Annotated in this window: 14 protein-coding genes; 5 read left to right on the top strand and 9 right to left on the bottom strand. The window is 62.2% G+C overall.

The annotated features are described in order from the left end of the window. Window positions 1–120 precede the first annotated feature (120 nt). Genes cphA through NKL04_RS08750 form a run of 3 tightly spaced genes read left to right on the top strand, consistent with a single transcriptional unit; the run spans window position 121 to window position 4,738 of the window. Window positions 121–3,018, top strand: coding sequence for a cyanophycin synthetase (cphA, locus tag NKL04_RS08760; protein ID WP_245271477.1), 2,898 nt, complete (start codon window positions 121–123; stop codon window positions 3,016–3,018). Then, window positions 3,018–3,917, top strand: coding sequence for an isoaspartyl peptidase/L-asparaginase family protein (locus NKL04_RS08755; protein WP_023702860.1), 900 nt, complete (start codon window positions 3,018–3,020; stop codon window positions 3,915–3,917). The genes cphA and NKL04_RS08755 overlap by 1 nt, the downstream gene beginning before the upstream one ends. Then, the gene (locus tag NKL04_RS08750; RefSeq protein WP_023688542.1) at window positions 3,914–4,738 is read left to right on the top strand and encodes a cyanophycinase; all 825 of its coding nucleotides are present in this window, start codon (window positions 3,914–3,916) and stop codon (window positions 4,736–4,738) included. The genes NKL04_RS08755 and NKL04_RS08750 overlap by 4 nt, the downstream gene beginning before the upstream one ends. A gap of 194 nt (window positions 4,739–4,932) precedes the next feature. On the opposite strand, the gene NKL04_RS08745 is transcribed toward NKL04_RS08750, so the two are convergent. Both NKL04_RS08745 and NKL04_RS08740 read right to left on the bottom strand, forming a co-directional pair. Then, entirely contained in the window at window positions 4,933–5,430 is a 498-nt protein-coding gene (locus NKL04_RS08745) for a hydrolase (protein ID WP_023702861.1), read from the bottom strand. Between the two features lie 39 nt (window positions 5,431–5,469). Next, the gene (locus tag NKL04_RS08740) at window positions 5,470–5,640 is read right to left on the bottom strand and encodes a hypothetical protein (RefSeq protein ID WP_023702862.1); all 171 of its coding nucleotides are present in this window, start codon (window positions 5,638–5,640) and stop codon (window positions 5,470–5,472) included. Between the two features lie 913 nt (window positions 5,641–6,553). Here NKL04_RS08740 and NKL04_RS08735 point away from each other — a divergent pair. Beyond that, a complete protein-coding gene (locus NKL04_RS08735; RefSeq protein ID WP_023736591.1) occupies window positions 6,554–7,378 on the top strand; it encodes an SIR2 family NAD-dependent protein deacylase in 825 nt (274 codons plus the stop codon). A gap of 129 nt (window positions 7,379–7,507) precedes the next feature. On the opposite strand, the gene NKL04_RS08730 is transcribed toward NKL04_RS08735, so the two are convergent. The 3 genes from NKL04_RS08730 to NKL04_RS08720 all read right to left on the bottom strand — a co-directional run bounded on the left by NKL04_RS08730 (window position 7,508) and on the right by NKL04_RS08720 (window position 9,731). Further along, entirely contained in the window at window positions 7,508–8,575 is a 1,068-nt protein-coding gene (locus tag NKL04_RS08730) for a M42 family metallopeptidase (RefSeq protein WP_023702865.1), read from the bottom strand. Between the two features lie 46 nt (window positions 8,576–8,621). Continuing rightward, window positions 8,622–9,050, bottom strand: coding sequence for a GFA family protein (locus tag NKL04_RS08725; RefSeq protein ID WP_050593613.1), 429 nt, complete (start codon window positions 9,048–9,050; stop codon window positions 8,622–8,624). Window positions 9,051–9,119: 69 nt separating this feature from the next. Next, a complete protein-coding gene (locus tag NKL04_RS08720) occupies window positions 9,120–9,731 on the bottom strand; it encodes an ATP-dependent Clp protease proteolytic subunit (protein WP_352723505.1) in 612 nt (203 codons plus the stop codon). A 444-nt stretch (window positions 9,732–10,175) separates the two neighbouring features. On the opposite strand from NKL04_RS08720, the gene NKL04_RS08715 reads away from it, so the two are divergent. Further along, a complete protein-coding gene (locus NKL04_RS08715; RefSeq protein ID WP_031209868.1) occupies window positions 10,176–11,576 on the top strand; it encodes a Do family serine endopeptidase in 1,401 nt (466 codons plus the stop codon). Window positions 11,577–11,758: 182 nt separating this feature from the next. Here the strand turns inward: NKL04_RS08715 and NKL04_RS08710 are convergent, their stop codons facing one another. The 4 genes from NKL04_RS08710 to NKL04_RS08695 are packed head-to-tail and all read right to left on the bottom strand — an operon-like array spanning window position 11,759 to window position 16,314. Further along, complete coding sequence (locus tag NKL04_RS08710; protein WP_023672667.1) at window positions 11,759–12,724, bottom strand: ABC transporter permease; 966 nt, start codon at window positions 12,722–12,724, stop codon at window positions 11,759–11,761. A 3-nt stretch (window positions 12,725–12,727) separates the two neighbouring features. Next, on the bottom strand, window positions 12,728–13,732 hold the full coding sequence (locus tag NKL04_RS08705; RefSeq protein ID WP_023672666.1) for an ABC transporter permease: 1,005 nt from the start codon (window positions 13,730–13,732) through the stop codon (window positions 12,728–12,730). After that, window positions 13,729–15,273: a sugar ABC transporter ATP-binding protein gene (locus NKL04_RS08700; RefSeq protein WP_023682466.1), complete on the bottom strand. Its 1,545-nt coding sequence runs from the start codon at window positions 15,271–15,273 to the stop codon at window positions 13,729–13,731. The genes NKL04_RS08705 and NKL04_RS08700 overlap by 4 nt, the downstream gene beginning before the upstream one ends. A 60-nt stretch (window positions 15,274–15,333) precedes the next feature. Continuing rightward, entirely contained in the window at window positions 15,334–16,314 is a 981-nt protein-coding gene (locus tag NKL04_RS08695; RefSeq protein ID WP_023672664.1) for an ABC transporter substrate-binding protein, read from the bottom strand. Window positions 16,315–16,355 lie beyond the last annotated feature (41 nt).

Genomic DNA, 16,355 nt, shown 5'->3' with positions numbered 1-16,355 from the left:
CCGCGATGTGCCCGGCGAATGCTTGTGAAAACGAGCGAACGCCTGGCCCGCCTCCTCCCGAGAGATAAGTAGCCCCTCAGAACAGCGGCCGCACGTGGCCGAGATGACCAGAGGGTGTTCTTGGCCCAACATATGTTAACGGCCACTTTTGTTTCTCTCTCCTGCAAAAATATTTGGGCTGAAAGGCCGGGAACTAACCGATCCTCCGGATGTTGCGGAGTTAGTCAGGAGAAACGGACTATGTCGGACAAAGAAATTCATCGGGGCGCCTCGCGTTTTCGCCCTATCCGCGTCGTGGATGCCCGCGTGTTTCGCGGGCCGCACCTCTATAGCATGACGCCAATGGTCCAGATTAGGATCGACCTCGGAGCCCTTGAGGCGTTCCCGACAGACAAACTGCCCGGGTTTTCCGAACAAATCGTCCGACTGTTGCCCGGCCTTGCGGGCCATGGCTGCAGCTATGGCGCCGCCGGCGGCTTTGTCCGCCGCATGCAGGAAGGAACCTGGCTCGGCCACGTCGTCGAGCATGTCGCCCTGGAACTGCAGAGCATGCTCGGCCACCGGGTGACACGAGGAAAGACACGGTCGGTCAAAGGCAGTCCGGGCACTTACAACGTCATGTTCGCCTACAAGGATGAGCTTGTCGGGCTGCTCGCGGGACGCGTCGCGCTCGAACTGGTGGACAGCCTGCTGCCTGCCAATCTCCATGGCGTCGAGGGGCTCGGCGAGATTGCGGAAACGCAGGGGCCGTTCGAGTTCGCATCCAGGCTGCAGCAGCTCAAGCGTCTGGCCGCCGAGCGTGCCTTGGGCCCCACGACTGCTTCCTTGGTGCGCGAGGCCGAGAGGCGGGGCATACCCGCCGCGCGGATCGACGACAGCAGCCTCGTGCTGTTTGGTCACGGAAAGCATCAGAAGCGGATCCGCGCCAGTTGCAGCGACCTCACTTCCGAGATTGCGACCGAGATCGCCTCGGATAAGGACCTGACCAAATTCCTGCTGCAACAGGCCGGGCTACCGGTGCCACGCGGGGAACTGGTGCGATCGGCGCAGGACGCGGTCGCGGCAGCCACACGGCTGGGCTACCCCGTGGTCACCAAACCACTCGATGGCAATCATGGAAGCGGCGTCAACATCGGTCTGGCAACGGAAGACGACGTCCGCTGGGGTTTCGAACAGGCGCGAGAACACAGCCGCAGCGTTATCGTCGAGCAGCATTTCGTCGGCTCGGACCACAGGATCCTGGTGATCGGCGGAAAGGTGGTGGCGCTTGCCGAGAGGGTTCCGGCCCATGTGGTCGGCGATGGCCGGAGTTCTGTCGCCGAACTCGTCGAGGAGACGAACCGCGACCCACGAAGGGGAGAGGGCCATTCCTCGGTATTGACCCGCATCGAGATCGACGAATGTGTCGAGCATTTCCTGTCAAAATCGCAGCTCACCCTGGCGAGCGTTCCAGCGCCGGGTCAAATGGTGCTTTTGCGGCCCACCGCCAATCTCTCCACCGGTGGGACCGCGATCGACCGGACGGAAGAAATCCATCCCGAAAACGCGCTGATCGCCAGGCGGGCGGCACAGATCGTCGGTCTCGACATTGCCGGGATCGACTTCGTCTGTCCCGACATCTCACGGCCGGTGAGCGAAACCGGCGGCGGCATCATAGAGGTGAATGCCGGTCCTGGCTTTCGCATGCATCTCGAACCCTCGTCGGGGCGCGCCCGCAACGTCGCACGGCCCGTGCTCGATCTTCTCTTCAAAGGCGGCAAGGACGGCCGGATTCCGATCTTCGCGATCACGGGAACCAACGGCAAGTCGACCACTGCCCGGATGCTGGCGCACATCCTGCAGGCGAATGGGGCAACCGTCGGGCTCACCTCCACCACCGGCGTCTACTTGAACGGCGAGCGGATCATGACAGGGGACTGCTCCGGTCCGCAGAGCGCCAGGATCGTGCTGCGCGAGCCGGGTGTCGATGTCGCGGTGCTGGAATGTGCGCGCGGCGGCATCCTGCGCGAAGGGCTTGCCTTCGATGCATGCGATGTTGGCGCGGTTCTGAACGTCCACGGCGACCATCTCGGGCTGAGGGGCATCGACACGATCGAGGACCTGGCGGAGGTGAAATCGGTCGTGGTCGAGTCCGTCCGCCGCGGCGGATGGAGCATTCTCAATGCCGACGACGTCCATACGTCCGCAATGTCGCGAGATGCCGGCGGCAGGATCTGCTACTTCTCGCTGGCGAGCAGGAGCGAGTGGCCCGGTTTCTTGCGCAACCACCTGGCGGAAGGCGGCCGCGCCATGACGCGGGAGCCCAGCAGCGACGGCTGGGACATTTTCATCCACGAGGATGGGGAGTCGATGTTCCTGATGAGCGTCGACGAAATTCCCGCGACCTTCGAGGGTTCGGCCGAATTCAACGTTGCCAACAGCCTGGCAGCCGTCGCCATGGCGCATTGCCACGACGTTCCGGCGGCAACGATCCGGGCGGCGCTGGCCGAGTTTGGCACCTCGTTCGAGCAATCTCCCGGTCGCCTCAACGTCTTCGACGGGCATGGTTTCCGCACGATCGTCGACTATGCGCACAATCCGGAGGGGCTGAAGGCGCTCGGAAAGCTCGTTTCCCACATGAGGCGCGGCTATCAGCGCACGATCGGCCTGGTCGCCATACCGGGCGACCGCCGCGATTGCGACATCCGCGAGATGGGCGCGATCGCTTCGCGGATATTCGACGTCATCGTCTTCAAGGAGGATGAGCAGGAGCTGCGCGGCCGAGCCCCCGGAGCGATCGCCGGCTTGCTGCGGGAAGGTGCCTTGAACGCCGGCTGCGCCCCAGGCCGCATACACGCCGTCTGTCCCGAGAAGGAGGCCGTCGACGTGTGTCTCCGGCTTGCTCGGGAGAACGACCTTGTCGTGCTCACCGTCGACGACGTTGAAGCCGTGTGGCGGCAGGTAACCGGCTTCGGAGGCGCGACGCCTTCGAGGGGAGGGCCCGATCAGACCCATATTCGCCATCTGAGGGCTGGCTGATGTGGTCGCTGATCCTGCACGGCGGCGCCAAGGAGATCGATCCGCAAGAGGAGGAGGCGCATCGCAACGGATGCATCGAGGCGCTCGAGGCAGGTCGGGCCATCCTGGCCGGCGGCGGAACGGCGGTCGATGCCGTGGAAGCTGCCGGTCGCGTCCTCGAGGCGGACCCGACGTTCAATGCGGGATATGGAAGTGCCCTCAATTCGGACGGCGAGGTCGAGATGTGCGCTGGCCTGATGGAGGGCAGGGACTTCAATGTGGGTGCCGTCGCAGTGATCAAGGGCGTGCGCCATCCAATCAGTGTCGCCAAGGCCATGCTGCATGAGGAGCCGATCCTGCTGGCGTCCGAGGGGGCCCGGCGTTTCGCCGCCGACAAGCAGCTGGAGCTTTGCGATCCGGCGGATTTGATCACGCCGCAGCAGCGCGACGCCTCCAGCAAGTCTGAGGCGAAGGATACGATCGGTGTGGTTGCCCTGGATCAATACGGGGACATCGCCGTGGGCACTTCGACCGGCGGACTGGACGGCAGTGCTCCGGGTCGTGTGGGGGATTCTCCGCAACCCGGTTGCGGCTACTATGCCGACAACCAATTGGGAGCCGTCGCCTTCTCGGGAGACGGTGAGCATATTGCGCGAAAGGCTCTCGCGGCCCGTGTCATGCAGGCACTCTCGGCGCGGCAGGCATTGTCCTCGGGGCAGGCTGAAGGCGGCCTGGAGCAGGTGCTGAATCCCGCGCTCAGGGAAGTCGAGGCGATCGGCGGCGAAGCCGGAGCCATCGTGCTTACCGCGACCGGCGTGTCTGGATGGGCGCATAACAGCAGGGAGTTCGCAGTCGCATTCATGACCAGCGAGGACAACCACCCACACGTTTTCCTGCGCAAGAAAGACGTGGACAAATGACCGACAAGAAGAAAAAACGATCCTCGAACGGTAAAGCCGGAACGCTCGTCATCATCGGCGGCCACGAGGACCATGATGGCGATCGTGTCATCTTGAAGGAGGTGGCGAGCCTGGTTCCGAACGGCCGCCTGGTGCTTGCCACCATCGCGTCTCATGAGCCGGATGGCTATCTCGAGAAGTATCAGAGGTCCTTCGGTGAGCTGGGCATCAAGGATGTCATCGAGCTCTACGTCAACGACCGCCTCGAGGCAGCTCATGAAAAGAAAATAAGTGCGCTCGCAGACGTGAGTGCGGTGTTCTTCTCCGGCGGCGACCAGCTCCGGATCACCAGCCAGATCGGCGACACGCCCATCGACGAGCGGGTGCACGAAATCTATGAAGCCGGAGGCGTCATTGCCGGCACCTCCGCGGGCGCGTCGGTCATGAGCGACACAATGATGGTGAAGGGGCCGAACGCAGCGTCCTTTCGGATCGGCCACATTCGGATGGCGCCGGGACTGGGCCTGCTGCCGAATGTCATCATCGACCAGCACTTTGCGGAACGGGGCCGCATTGGGCGGCTCATCGGGGCGGTGTCGCAGAACCCGCGCGTCCTCGGCATCGGCATCGATGAAGACACCGCGATCGTGGTGAAGGGCGAGATGTTCAAGGTCATCGGCAGCGGCGCTGTCTATCTGGTCGATGCAGCCGGCGTGACGCATTCCAACATCGCGGAAGGTGAGCCTGATGCCGCCCTTTCCATCCATGATCTTAGGGTTCACGTGCTGAGCTCAGGCGACGGGTTCGATCTCGCGCTGCGACGGCCGGTGGGGATTCCTTAAGACTTCGCCGCACTCAAGCTGATGGTGTGGCGCGGTCCGCGTACCGCGAAAACCGTATATGAGGCAGTTCTCCTATTTGAAGTCGCCCAACCAGGATTGTCGCGTTGTTGCGGGCCCGGCAGGATTACGGACGGCCTCTCTCGGCTCGAATCCCGCAAAGCTGAAGACCTTCGCTCACCCGGCGTTCTGCCGAGCTAGCCCCGGCGGCGACTGGCCTGAATGGCAGCAAAGGTTACCGGACGAAACCCCCATGCGTCGACGCCGACATCATGCTGGCGCGTCATCGGCTTCAGACGACCGTGCGAATGACCGTGCAGGTTTACCGACCTCTTGCCGATCTGGTTCCAGGTGCGAAAAGGATAGTGGCACAGAACCAGCAAGCTGCCCTCGACAAGAAGCTCCATGTAGTGGTGCACGCTCGCCCAGGCCGGGTCGCCAATGGTGGCGGCGCCATCATTGTTGCCAATTATCAGGTGCTTGGACCCGTTAAGAGACGACAGCAGTGAAGACACGGTCTCGGCTGGACCCTTGGCGAAATCGCCGAGGTGCCAGACCTCGTCGTTCGGGCCAACCGTTTCGTTCCAAAACGCAACCAGCGCCTGGTCATGCTCGACCAACGAGGCGAAGGGACGCCGGTCGAGGCGCAGAATGCGCGGATCGTTGAAATGCGTATCCGAAGTGAAGAAGATCATGCGCCGCGGCCGGCTGCGACGCGCGACCGGCGATCGCGTCTAACTGCCGGAGCGCTCTTCGGCTTCACCATCGATCCCGATCGGGGCTTCCCTGAGCATCTTGAGTGCCTCTTCCTTCGTAAGGCCGCACTTGCGCGCGAAGTAGAGCGCCTCGATCGCCTTTTCGCGATCCGCCGTGGATTTTGCGTGCTGTTTGGGCTTTTTGCCCATCGTTCTCTGCCACCTTCCGAGGCCACCAAACCATCACAGTGCCGCGTTGTTCCCGTGCATCGGCTGACCTGCCGGACTGCGCGACTGCCGATGTCGCCGACATCCCGCGAGCCCCGGACAGCGCGTATATCAGCCGGCTCGCGACAACGGTGGAGCGACTCCAACCCCGACAGCGTGAATTCAAACGAAAGCCCGCGCCGTGGGAGGGGCCGGCGCGGGCGATCGGGCTACCGATCTTGCAGCGCGGGGGTCGACCGCTGCATGGCTCGAACTGTGCAAGCGAGCATTTGTTCCGGCCGCATGCAAAGCATCGGCGTTTCATTGCATCCTGGGGGACACAACCAGCATTTCGCTTCAGTCCGCCGCCGATGTGGGAGGATGAATACCGCCTTGCGCTAATTCGTCCGCCCTGGACACGAAACCAACCGCGCATTGAGCGCGTAGCTTCGGCGATTTAAAAACACCTGCACTGGAATATTTCCGGGCGCATGGAACATCTCCGGCCGCTGATGTTTAGGCCGGAATGACGATGATCTCTGTTCTTACAATGATTTACTCTGTCGCCATCTTTATCGGCGCGAAGCGGCGCAACCTCTTGGTGAATGCGAAACTCGATAGAGTTTTGCGCAATATGGCTGGCGCAGAACTGAATCAACGTGGCCAGTAAACCGCAACAGCGCCGGTTCCAGTTCACAGCCAGTGTCCTCGCGGCCGCTACCTCGGTTCGGGTGGCAAGCGGCTCGGCAGGACTGCAAGGGCCGCCCCCTCTGGGCTGGCTGGTGCGTGGTCGATCCGATTTAGTCGATGGGGGCGGAGCACGCTGGCTCGAATTGGGGAGCCACGTCCACGATCCCCGCACCGGGGCACGCACCTTTAGGTCCGGCCCACGCGAGTGGCTTCGGAGGACCTATCCATGAACGATGATGATCCTATAAATTCGCTCGCCAATGCAATTCGTCATCGCAGCGCAATTTTGTTTGTGGGGGCGGGGGTATCGATCAGCGTCGGACTTCCGTCTTGGGAGAAGCTCATCGAGCGAATGGCAAAGGAGCTCGGCGTCGACGATGAATTTTCCACGCGACGCGATCGTTTTCAGACCTTGGCCGAATACTATCGGATCAAGCATGGCAGCATCGGACCACTTCGCAGTTGGATGGACAGAAACTGGTCTGTCGCCAAGGAACGGATCGAGAAATCGGAATTGCACCGTCTCATCGTGACGCTCGATTTTCCCGTGATCTATACGACGAACTATGACCGGAACCTGGAACTCGCTTTTGAAATCCACGGTCGAGAGTACGTGAAAGTGGCCAACGCACGGCACGTTGCGCAGGCCCGTCGAGGCGTAACGCACATCGTGAAATTTCACGGCGACTTTGACGAGGACTCTTCCCTTGTCCTCACCGAAACCGACTATCTTGACCGCCTGTCCTTCAATTCTCCCCTTGATGTCCGCTTTCGTTCCGATGCTCTCGGCAGCACGATCCTGTTCATTGGCTATAGCCTCTCCGATCCAAACATCAGGCTGCTGTTGCACCGGCTTTGGCAGACCTGGCACCGGTCTGGATATGAGAAAGATCGTCCCCCTTCGTTCATCTTCATGCCCAGCCGCAACCCTGTGGAGGAGGCCGTGCTTGGGCGCTGGGGTATTTCGGTGCTCGTTGGCGCAGGTAATGATCCTGAAGCCGGTCTGACGGACTTCCTCAGGCGTTTGGTGGAAGCGGTGGCGGTGACCTGAGGCGCGCTCCCTGGTGGACCGCAGTTGGGTTTTCTCAGGTGCGCGGTGACCGACGCACCAGGCGGTGGCCGACAGGCGCCAGATCGGCGACTGTTGGAGCCACGACTTCCACAATCAATCCCGCCGCTCTCATCTTGGCGTGAAGTCGATCTCCGGCGTCAATTGCCGGCAATATGCACAAACCAGGTCAATCGTCGTTTGCACATCATCCAGGCAAACAACTTCCGACGGGGTATGCATGTAACGCAAAGGCACGGAGAGCACCCCACTTGCGACGCCGCCTCGGTTCTGCTGCATGACACGCGCGTCGGTAGGGCTTGAGCTTCCCACCGCCTGAAGCTGATAAGGTAGGCCCTCTTTCTCGGCCACCGACTTCAGCAGATTGAACACCACCGGGTTGGTGTTCGCGCCTTGAGTGATTGCCGGCCCTTTCCCAAGGTCCAGTTTGCCCTGATCCTCGGCGCGAGCGCGCGGATAGTCCATTGCCACGCCCATATCGATTGCGAGGCCGGTTCGAGGTGCGATGTTGAACGCTGAGGTCATCGCGCCTCGGGACCCAATTTCCTCTTGAACCGTACCCAGGATATAGAGGCCCACGCCGGGGTGAACGCCTCCCTCCTCGGAGAGGCAGCGCAGGACCTCGGCGCCGATGAGGAGGCCAACCTTGTTGTCGAACGCTCGTCCGACAGCAAGGTTGCCCTGTAGCGCCGCAAACTCGCCATGGATAGTGACCGCGCTGCCGACCTCTACGACCTTCAACGCTTCCTCTCGCGAACTCGCGCCGATATCGATCCATAGTTCCATCAGCGAGGGAGTTTGAGACGTGTCAGAGGCTTTGAACGTCTGGATTGCTTTGCGACCCACGACCCCCAGGATCGGCTCTTTGCCGTGCACCCAGACACGCTGGCCGATTTCAGTGGCAACGTCCGTTCCACCTATGGTGCTGAAGAACAGAAAACCGTCATCGTCGATGTAGTGGACGATGAAGCCGAGCTCATCCATGTGCCCGGCATACATGAAGCGCATAGACGCCTCAGGATTGATGATCGCTGTGACATTGCCCATGACGTCCGTCGTCACCCTGTGGGCATAGGGACGAACATACTCGCGGAAAAGCTCCGCTACAGGTTGCTCAAAGCCGCTCGGCGACGGGGTCGCCACAATTTTCTTCAAGAACTTGAGTGATTCATCGCGCATGAAGCTGACTTTCACGGTTCATGGGTGGAGGGCCATTCGAGCATGGTCATACTCGTCGGGCTTCGCGCCAATTTTGGCCTTCTTCGGTGCGATCGCCCGCGAATTGGTCAGCCCAAGGCAGGTTGTGGAGCCAGGCTTCGCGCCGGGGGGTCCAAAGCTCGTATGTCGGGAGAAGGTCGTTTGGCGCATCGTCGAGAGTGCCGGTCATGATCTCGGCTTCGTCGTCGCGAAGGTTCACCACGCGCGACCCGCATGCCGGACAAAAACCTCTGCCGTTGAACGCCGCAAGCTCGCCCTTGCACTGGTAAGCCGACCGCGGCCACACGGCAAAGGCACTGTAGGTGCTGCCGCTGGTTCGCTTGCAATCCTGGCAATGACACAAGCCAACGCGCAACGGCGCGCCGGTGACAACATACCTCACAGACCCGCAAAGACAGCCGCCGGTCCGCTCTATCTTTTCAACCTTGCCGTTCATGGTCGCCGGAGCCATGAGTGAGGGAAGCGTGTTGGACTCGGCTCTGCCGTTTGCATCCGAGGCGTCAAGTTAATCGGCAATGTCTTCAACAAGGCCCAACTCCAAAGCTCTGGCTGCCATCAGGTAGCAGTTGGTCAAGGCATGGTCGCGCAGCTCTTCCAGCGATGTTCGAGAACCTTGGACGAGATCGGCGAACCCTTCATTCTCGAGTCGCTCTGCCGTTTCCAACAGCGCAAGTTGTTCGCGAACGATCTGAAGACAGCTTCGAATTGGTCCATTCAGAACCAAGTCTTTCTCAAGCCTTCTTTCATGAATCAGCAGGACTGCTTGCGGGCAAAGGAACCTGCAGGCTTTCGGGAAAGCGGCAAGGACCGTTACCCCGGCAGAGTAAACCGTATTCTTGCCAATGATGTAGCCGTTGCGGCCCGAGTGTTTCAGAAAAAGTTTGAACTCTAGAGCTAGACGTCGCGCGCCGTCGGCGTCGCCTCCAGGCGTGTCGATTTCAACGTAGAGATCGTCTTCCCCGGAACGCACGGCTTTCAAATCGTCCAAGGCTTTGGTGACGACAGTGTCATCAATCAAGCCGTGTATACGCAAGTTTGGATCGAACAAAAGCCGGTGAAGGTCTGGAGCGGGCGGCGAGGAGACGGTGTGTTCGGCTGACTGGGGCAACAGATCCATATAGGCATCCTCATTATGGGGGCCGAACTTAGTTGGTACCCTTTTGTTCCCTTGAGGGAGTTCGAGCGGTGGTGATCACGCCGCGTCTCTCGGCGGCTGTGGAGCTCCCTCTTTCATTGCAGATCCTTTTCGCACCAGGCCCGGTAGAGGCACCTCAGCCGCTAGGTTGGCTCCATGGGCATATCGGGCATTTGCCGGAGCTGACGCAGTCGCTTTGCTGATTTCTGCCACGTCCGGGACCAGTCCTGTGGACGGTTCAACTCGACGGCCTCAATGGTTCCCGGCTGCTGCCTTCCGGACCCCCACGGTCGGGCTATTTTTCCTGGCCGTGCCATTTTTCCGGGGGGCTGAAACAAACAGCTTTGTTGGCAGTTCTAGCGTCCGGAGCACCGGCTCCGCGCGGCGCGGCCGAGCGGCCGGGGCTGTCCGGCAGGAGGTCCAGCAATGTCTCACGATATGCAAAGACGATTTGCAACGCGCTTGATCGCGGTTGCGCTGATGCTCTCGGCCAGTGGCGTGGCGCCTGTCCTGGCCCAGGATACCCCGACCGACTTCACAGCGATCATCCAGCAGAAATTGCCGGCCGTGGTCGCGATCACGACCCGGGAGGTTGTCCAGGACCAGACGACGGCGGGCGACTTTACAAGTCCGTTCGACGGCCAGGGCCTCGGACCCGTTCAGCCGCAGGTGAGGGAGGCGCTTGGCTCCGGATTTGTGATCAGTGCCGACGGCTACATCGTCACCAACAACCATGTCGTTGCCGATGCGACAGAGATCCATGTCGTATTTTCCGACAAGGAAACGGCGCCGGCGCAATTGGTCGGCCGTGACCCCGCCACCGATATAGCGGTGCTGAAGGTCGACCCGCGGCCCAACATGACCACGACCAAATGGGGTGACTCGGATGCAATGCAGCCGGGCGCATGGACAATCGCGATCGGCAGTCCCTTCGGGCTCGGAGGGACTGTCACTGTCGGCGTTCTTTCGGCCCGCTCGCGAGACATTCAAGCCGGGCCGTACGACGATTTTCTCCAGACGGACGCGTCGATCAACCGAGGCAACTCGGGCGGTCCGCTGTTCAACGCACGTGGCGAGGTGATCGGCGTCAACACCGCCATCGTCTCGCCGTCCGGCGGCAGCATCGGGATCGGGTTTGCGGTGCCATCGCGCACCGCCCAAAGCATCGCCGACCAGTTGATCAGAACCGGCCGGATCGAGCGTGGCTTCATCGGGGTCCGCCTGCAGGACATCACGCCGTCGCTGGCTGAGGCCCTCGAGATGAAGGATGACAAGGGCGCGCTGGTTGCTTCGGTCGAGCCCGGCAGCCCGGCGGAGAAAGCCGGCTTGAAGCCGGGTGACGTGATCACCCGGTTCAACGGCAAGGGCATTGAGGGTGTCCATGACCTCACGCTTGCGACGGCTAGCCAGAAGCCTGGCAGCAAGGCCACTCTGACACGGAGTAACGGCGGCAAGGACCAGGAGATCGCGCTTGTCATCGGTGAGCGCAAGGATGCGGAGGTGAAGACCGGCGCTGTTCCCGACAAGAAGTCGGCGGCCGAAGGCCTCGGCCTATCCCTCAGCCCGATTCCGGATCAGGCGCGTCAGCAGCTAGGCATCAAATCAGGAACAACCGGCGTCTTCGTCGTGGAAGTGGTTCCCGATGGCCTTGCCGCCCGGAGCGGATTGCAGCCCGGCGATGTCATCATATCGGCCAACGATCGCCGCGTGACGGAGCCTTCGGATATCGTCGAGGAGTGGGCGAACTCTCGCCGGCAGAGCAAGCCCATCCTGTTTCGGCTGGAAAGGCAGGGGCAGTCCGTGTTCGTGGCGGTCGCCGGGAAATGACCGTCTCCAGGACGGCCATGTGACTGCACCAGGATCCGCTTGCGGATCCCGCTCCAAGGGTGTCGGACCCCAGGTGCACCGGGGAAGCATCGCCGCAGAAAGTCTGCGGGATGCGCTCATCGGCCGGGTGCGCACGCGCACTGATTCTGCAGCGCCATCGTGCTCGAAGGCGCTCGCCATCCTCAGGCAGTTTCGCGCCTTGCCGTAAGCCGTGCCTGGAGAAGGACGACGACGAGCAAAAACAGCCCGCGGATCACCGACTGCCAGTAGGCTGACAGCGAAATCCAGCCCATGCCGTTTTCGAAGTTCAGGACGTTGAAAAGGATCCCGAGCAACAGCACGCCGGCCAGCGTGGTCAACACCGAGCCAGAGCCGCCGGTCAGCAGCGTCCCGCCCACGACGACCGCTGCGATGGCAAACAGTTCCCAGCCGACGCCCTCGATCGGCTGGCCTGCGCCGAACTGAGAAGCGAGGACGACGCCGGCGAGCCCGGCCAGGCACCCGCTTGCGACATAGACGAGAAATTTGACGCGGTCCGTGCGCAGCCCCATCAGCCGCGAGGCATCCTCGCCGCCGCCGATGGCCAGCACCGTCCGTCCCGTGCTGGTGTAGTTCAGGACCACTGAGCCGACGGCATAGGCAACCAGGGCGATGACTGCCGGAATCGGGAAAATCCAGAAATTCCCTTGGCCGATGGCGGTGAAACCCGAATCGTAAGACACCGAAACGGTCTGGTTGCCGGCCAGAAGCAGCGCCGAGCCGCTTGCGGCCAGCATGGTGGCAAGCGTGGCGATGAAAGGCATCAGGTTGCCGCGCGTAACCAGGAGCGCGTTGATCAGCCCGGCTGCTAGGCCGGCGCCAACGCCCGCTGCAAGGCCTGCCACGATGCCGTGCGGGCTCGCCAGGGCCGACGCGACGCTGCCCAAGGCGGCGACGGAGCCGACGGACAGGTCTATGCCGCCGGTCATGATCACGAAGCACATGCCGAGCGCGACGAGCGCGAACATCGAGTTGTAGCGCAGAACGCTCATCACGTTGAAGAGGCCGAGGAAGCGGTCGTAACGCAGGAATCCGAACAGGACGAGGGCTGCAAGCGCGATGACGACACCATAGGTGCCGATGATGCGAACCAGTCTGGCGCTGTTCATGAATTACCCCCGGTGTTGCTGCTGCAGCCAGACGGCGAATGCGATGATGCCGGCCTTGACGACGAGCGCAGCGGCGTCGGGCACGCCATTTGCAAGCAGCGTGTAGCGCACCAACTGGATGGTCAGAGCGCCCAGCAGGGTGCCGATGATTGTGGCCTTTCCACCACTCAACAGCGTGCCGCCCACCGCGACCGCCGCGATGGCGTCGAGTTCCATGCCCAGCCCGACGAGATTGGCGTCGCTGGAGGAGTTGATCGCAATGACGACGAGACCGGCTAGCCCCGCGCACAGGCCGCTGATCGCATAGACGGCGAGCTTGATCCTCGATACGGCGATGCCGGCGAGTTCAGAGGCCTTTTCATTGCCGCCGACCGCCAGGATGCTTCGCCCGAACACTGTGCGGTGAAGGGCCCAAGCGGCCGCCGCAACCAGCACGGCCATGATGATGACCTGCGCGGGAATGCCGAGCGGGCGGGCAAGTCCGATCCACTGGAATTGCGGCACGCGGAAGGTCTGCAGATTGCCGTTGGTCATGACCTGCGCGATCCCGCGCCCGGCGATGAACAGCACGAGCGTTGCGACGATCGGTTGGATGCGGAAGCGCGAGACCAACCAGCCGTTGAACAACCCGAACAGGCCGGCGACGAAGATCGAGGCAACCATCGCGACGGCTACCGCCAGACAGATGTTTCCGACCGGGAAGATCGTGCCCATGAAGATCATCGGCGCCAATGCGCCGGAGATCGCCATCAGCGAACCAACCGACAGGTCGATGCCGCCGGTGGCGATCACCAGGGTCATCCCCACCGCGACGATCACAATCGTGCAGACCTGGGTTAGGTTGACGTTGAGTGTCTGCAGCGTCGCGAAATTGCGCGTATAGGCAAGGTTGAAGACCACCAGCAGCACAAGCGCGATCACCGTGCCGTAGCGCGCCAGGAAACCGAACACATCAAAGCGGCGGTTTCCAGCGTCGTTGGCTGCGGATGGTGTGGCCAGATCGCTCACGCTGCCTCCTTCGCCGCGCCGCCATGCGCCATCGCCGCGAGCACGTCCTCCTCGTTGGCTGCCTGGCCTTCCAGTTCGGCCACCCTCACTCCTTCGCGCAGCACGAATATGCGGTCGGCTCCTTCCATCACTTCCTCGAGTTCCGAGGAGATCATCAGCACGCCGAGCCCGTCATCGGCAAGCTTGCGGATGAGGCGCTGGATCTCGGCCTTGGCCCCGACATCGATGCCGCGCGTCGGCTCATCGAGAATGAGCAGCTTCGGGTTCATTGCCAGCCAGCGGGCAAGCAGCACCTTTTGCTGGTTGCCGCCCGACAACTCGCGGACCTTCTGGTTGGGCCCCGAGCATTTGATGTCGAGTTCACGAATGAAGCGCTCGACGATCTCCTTCTGCCGGGCCTCGTTCAGGATGCCATTGCGGCTGATTTTCGGCAGCAGTGCCAGTGTTATGTTCTCCGCGACGGTCATTTCCGGCACGATGCCCTCGGCCTTGCGGTCCTCGGTGCAGAAGCCCATCCCTGCGGCGATGGCGTCAGCGGCACGTGCGGGATGGTAGGACGCGCCCTCCATCGTCATCTCGCCTGCGCTCCGGCGGTCGGCGCCGAATACGAGGCGGGCTGTTTCGGTGCGGCCGGCGCCGAGCAAGCCGGCAAAGCCGGCGATCTCGCCGCGGCGCAGGTCGAAGCTCACGTCACGCACTAACTGGCCGGCCGCCAGCCCTTGCGCGGTAAACAGCACATCACCGATCCTCGACCGATCGCGTTCGCCGAACGCGGTCGCATGGCCTTCGACGGCTGCGACGTCGCGGCCGAGCATGGCCGCGACCAGCTCCAGCTTGCCGATGTCGCTCATCGCCGCGCTTCGCACCGTGCGGCCGTCACGCATGATCGTGACCCGGTCGCAGACCTCGTACAACTCGTCGAGCTTGTGGCTGACGAACAGAACGGAGACGCCGTCGGCCTTGAGCTGACGGATAACGCTGAACAAGACCGAGACTTCACGCTCGTCCAGCGAGGAGGTCGGCTCATCCATGATCACGAGGCGGGCGGAAAAGCCGATGGCGCGGGCGATCGCCACCATCTGCTGCGTGGCGGTGTTGAAATCGCTGAGCGGGCGGCGCACGTCGATGCCGATCGAGAAGCGGCTGAGCAGGCGCTCGGCTTCCGCATGCATCGCGCTCCAGTCGAGCAGGCCGCGGCGGCGCTTCTCGCGTCCAAGGCAGATGTTCTCGGTCACCGAGCGCAGCGGTACGAGATTGATCTCCTGGTAGATGGTGCTGATGCCGCTGACCTGCGCCTGATGCGGAGACCCAACTTCGAACGGCTTCCGTTCGAACAGCACCTGCCCCGCATCCCGGCGGTAATAGCCGGTGAGCACCTTGATAAGTGTCGATTTGCCCGCACCGTTCTGGCCGATGAGTGCGTGGATCTCGCCCGGAAGCACCTGGAGCGAGGCATCGGCCAGGGCAGGGATGCCGGCAAAACGCTTCTGGATGTCACGCATGTCCAGGAGCAGCGCGGCTTGGTCCGGCTGAGCGGTCATCGTCAAACTCCCAAACCCTACCCGCCGAAGCGGGTAGGGCAACTGGAAAGAAAGTGGATATCAGAACGCAATATCGAAGTCTTTCTTCGCGTTCGTGGCGTCGAAGAAGGCATCCTCGTTCTTGATGAACGGCGGGATCTTCTTGCCGGCCGCATAGTCGGCCATCGTTGCGAAGGCCTTCGGCCCGAACAGCGGGCTGCAAGCGCAGATAGCGCCGATCTTGCCGTCAATGATCGCCTGGACGCCTTCCTTCTCGCCGTCGATCGACAAGATCAGCACATCCTTGCCCGGGGTCTTGCCGGCTGCTTCCAAAGCGGCGATGGCGCCTAGCGCCATCTCATCATTATGCGCGTAGATGATATCCGCATCAGGGTGCGCCTGAAGCAGCGTCTCGGCGACCTGCCGGCCCTTGTCACGGGCGAAGTCGCCGGACTGCGATGCCAGGATGGTGAACTGCGAGTGCTTGGCGATGAAATCGTCGAAGCCTTTCTTGCGGTCGGTAGCGGCCGAGGCTCCGGTCGTGCCTTCCAGCTCGATGATTTTCGACTTGCCATTGGCGTTCTTGACCAGCCATTCGCCGACGCGGGTCGCCTCCTCGATGAAATCCGAACCGATGAAGCAGACATAATCCTCGCCCGGCTTGGCCATGGTGTGATCAACGTCGCGGTCGACCAGAAACACCGGTATGCCGGCATCGCGCGCGGCAAGAATGACCGGCACCAGGGGCTTGTCTTCGCGGGGCGGCAGGAAGATTGCGTCGACGCCCTGCGCGATCATCGAGTTCACGTCGGAGGCCTGCTTGGCCGACGAACCGGCGGCATCCGTGTAGACCAGCTGATGGCCGAGCTTGGCGGCTTCGTCCTGCATGCTCTTGGTCTCGGCAAGGCGCCACGGATTGTTGCTTTCCGTCTGGGCGAAACCGACCTTGTACTTGTCCTTCTTGGCGAGTGGCGGGAGCGCCGCGAAGGCGCGTGAGCCGAGTGTCAGCGCGACCGCGCCGGCGGCGGAGCCAACCAGTAGTTTTCGACGGGTAATGATCATGCTCTTTCCTCCTTTATTGTCGCTTTCAGCGACTGTGTAAT

It is taken from the genome of Mesorhizobium sp. C264A (assembly GCF_040324515.1).
Classification (GTDB): Bacteria; Pseudomonadota; Alphaproteobacteria; order Rhizobiales; family Rhizobiaceae; genus Mesorhizobium.
The sequence above is the reverse complement of the archived record's forward strand: the minus strand, read 5'-3'. Positions and strand labels throughout refer to the sequence as shown.

What these genes read in the sequence shown, in the direction of transcription:
- NKL04_RS08755 (WP_023702860.1), top strand. Translation starts at nt 3,018, where the DNA reads ATGTGGTCGCTGATCCTGCACGGCGGCGCCAAGGAGATCGATCCGCAA.
- NKL04_RS08750 (WP_023688542.1), top strand. Translation starts at nt 3,914, where the DNA reads ATGACCGACAAGAAGAAAAAACGATCCTCGAACGGTAAAGCCGGAACG.
- NKL04_RS08745 (WP_023702861.1), bottom strand. Translation starts at nt 5,430, where the DNA reads ATGATCTTCTTCACTTCGGATACGCATTTCAACGATCCGCGCATTCTG.
- NKL04_RS08740 (WP_023702862.1), bottom strand. Translation starts at nt 5,640, where the DNA reads ATGGGCAAAAAGCCCAAACAGCACGCAAAATCCACGGCGGATCGCGAA.
- NKL04_RS08735 (WP_023736591.1), top strand. Translation starts at nt 6,554, where the DNA reads ATGAACGATGATGATCCTATAAATTCGCTCGCCAATGCAATTCGTCAT.
- NKL04_RS08730 (WP_023702865.1), bottom strand. Translation starts at nt 8,575, where the DNA reads ATGCGCGATGAATCACTCAAGTTCTTGAAGAAAATTGTGGCGACCCCG.
- NKL04_RS08725 (WP_050593613.1), bottom strand. Translation starts at nt 9,050, where the DNA reads ATGAACGGCAAGGTTGAAAAGATAGAGCGGACCGGCGGCTGTCTTTGC.
- NKL04_RS08720 (WP_352723505.1), bottom strand. Translation starts at nt 9,731, where the DNA reads ATGGATCTGTTGCCCCAGTCAGCCGAACACACCGTCTCCTCGCCGCCC.
- NKL04_RS08715 (WP_031209868.1), top strand. Translation starts at nt 10,176, where the DNA reads ATGTCTCACGATATGCAAAGACGATTTGCAACGCGCTTGATCGCGGTT.
- NKL04_RS08710 (WP_023672667.1), bottom strand. Translation starts at nt 12,724, where the DNA reads ATGAACAGCGCCAGACTGGTTCGCATCATCGGCACCTATGGTGTCGTC.
- NKL04_RS08700 (WP_023682466.1), bottom strand. Translation starts at nt 15,273, where the DNA reads ATGACCGCTCAGCCGGACCAAGCCGCGCTGCTCCTGGACATGCGTGAC.
- NKL04_RS08695 (WP_023672664.1), bottom strand. Translation starts at nt 16,314, where the DNA reads ATGATCATTACCCGTCGAAAACTACTGGTTGGCTCCGCCGCCGGCGCG.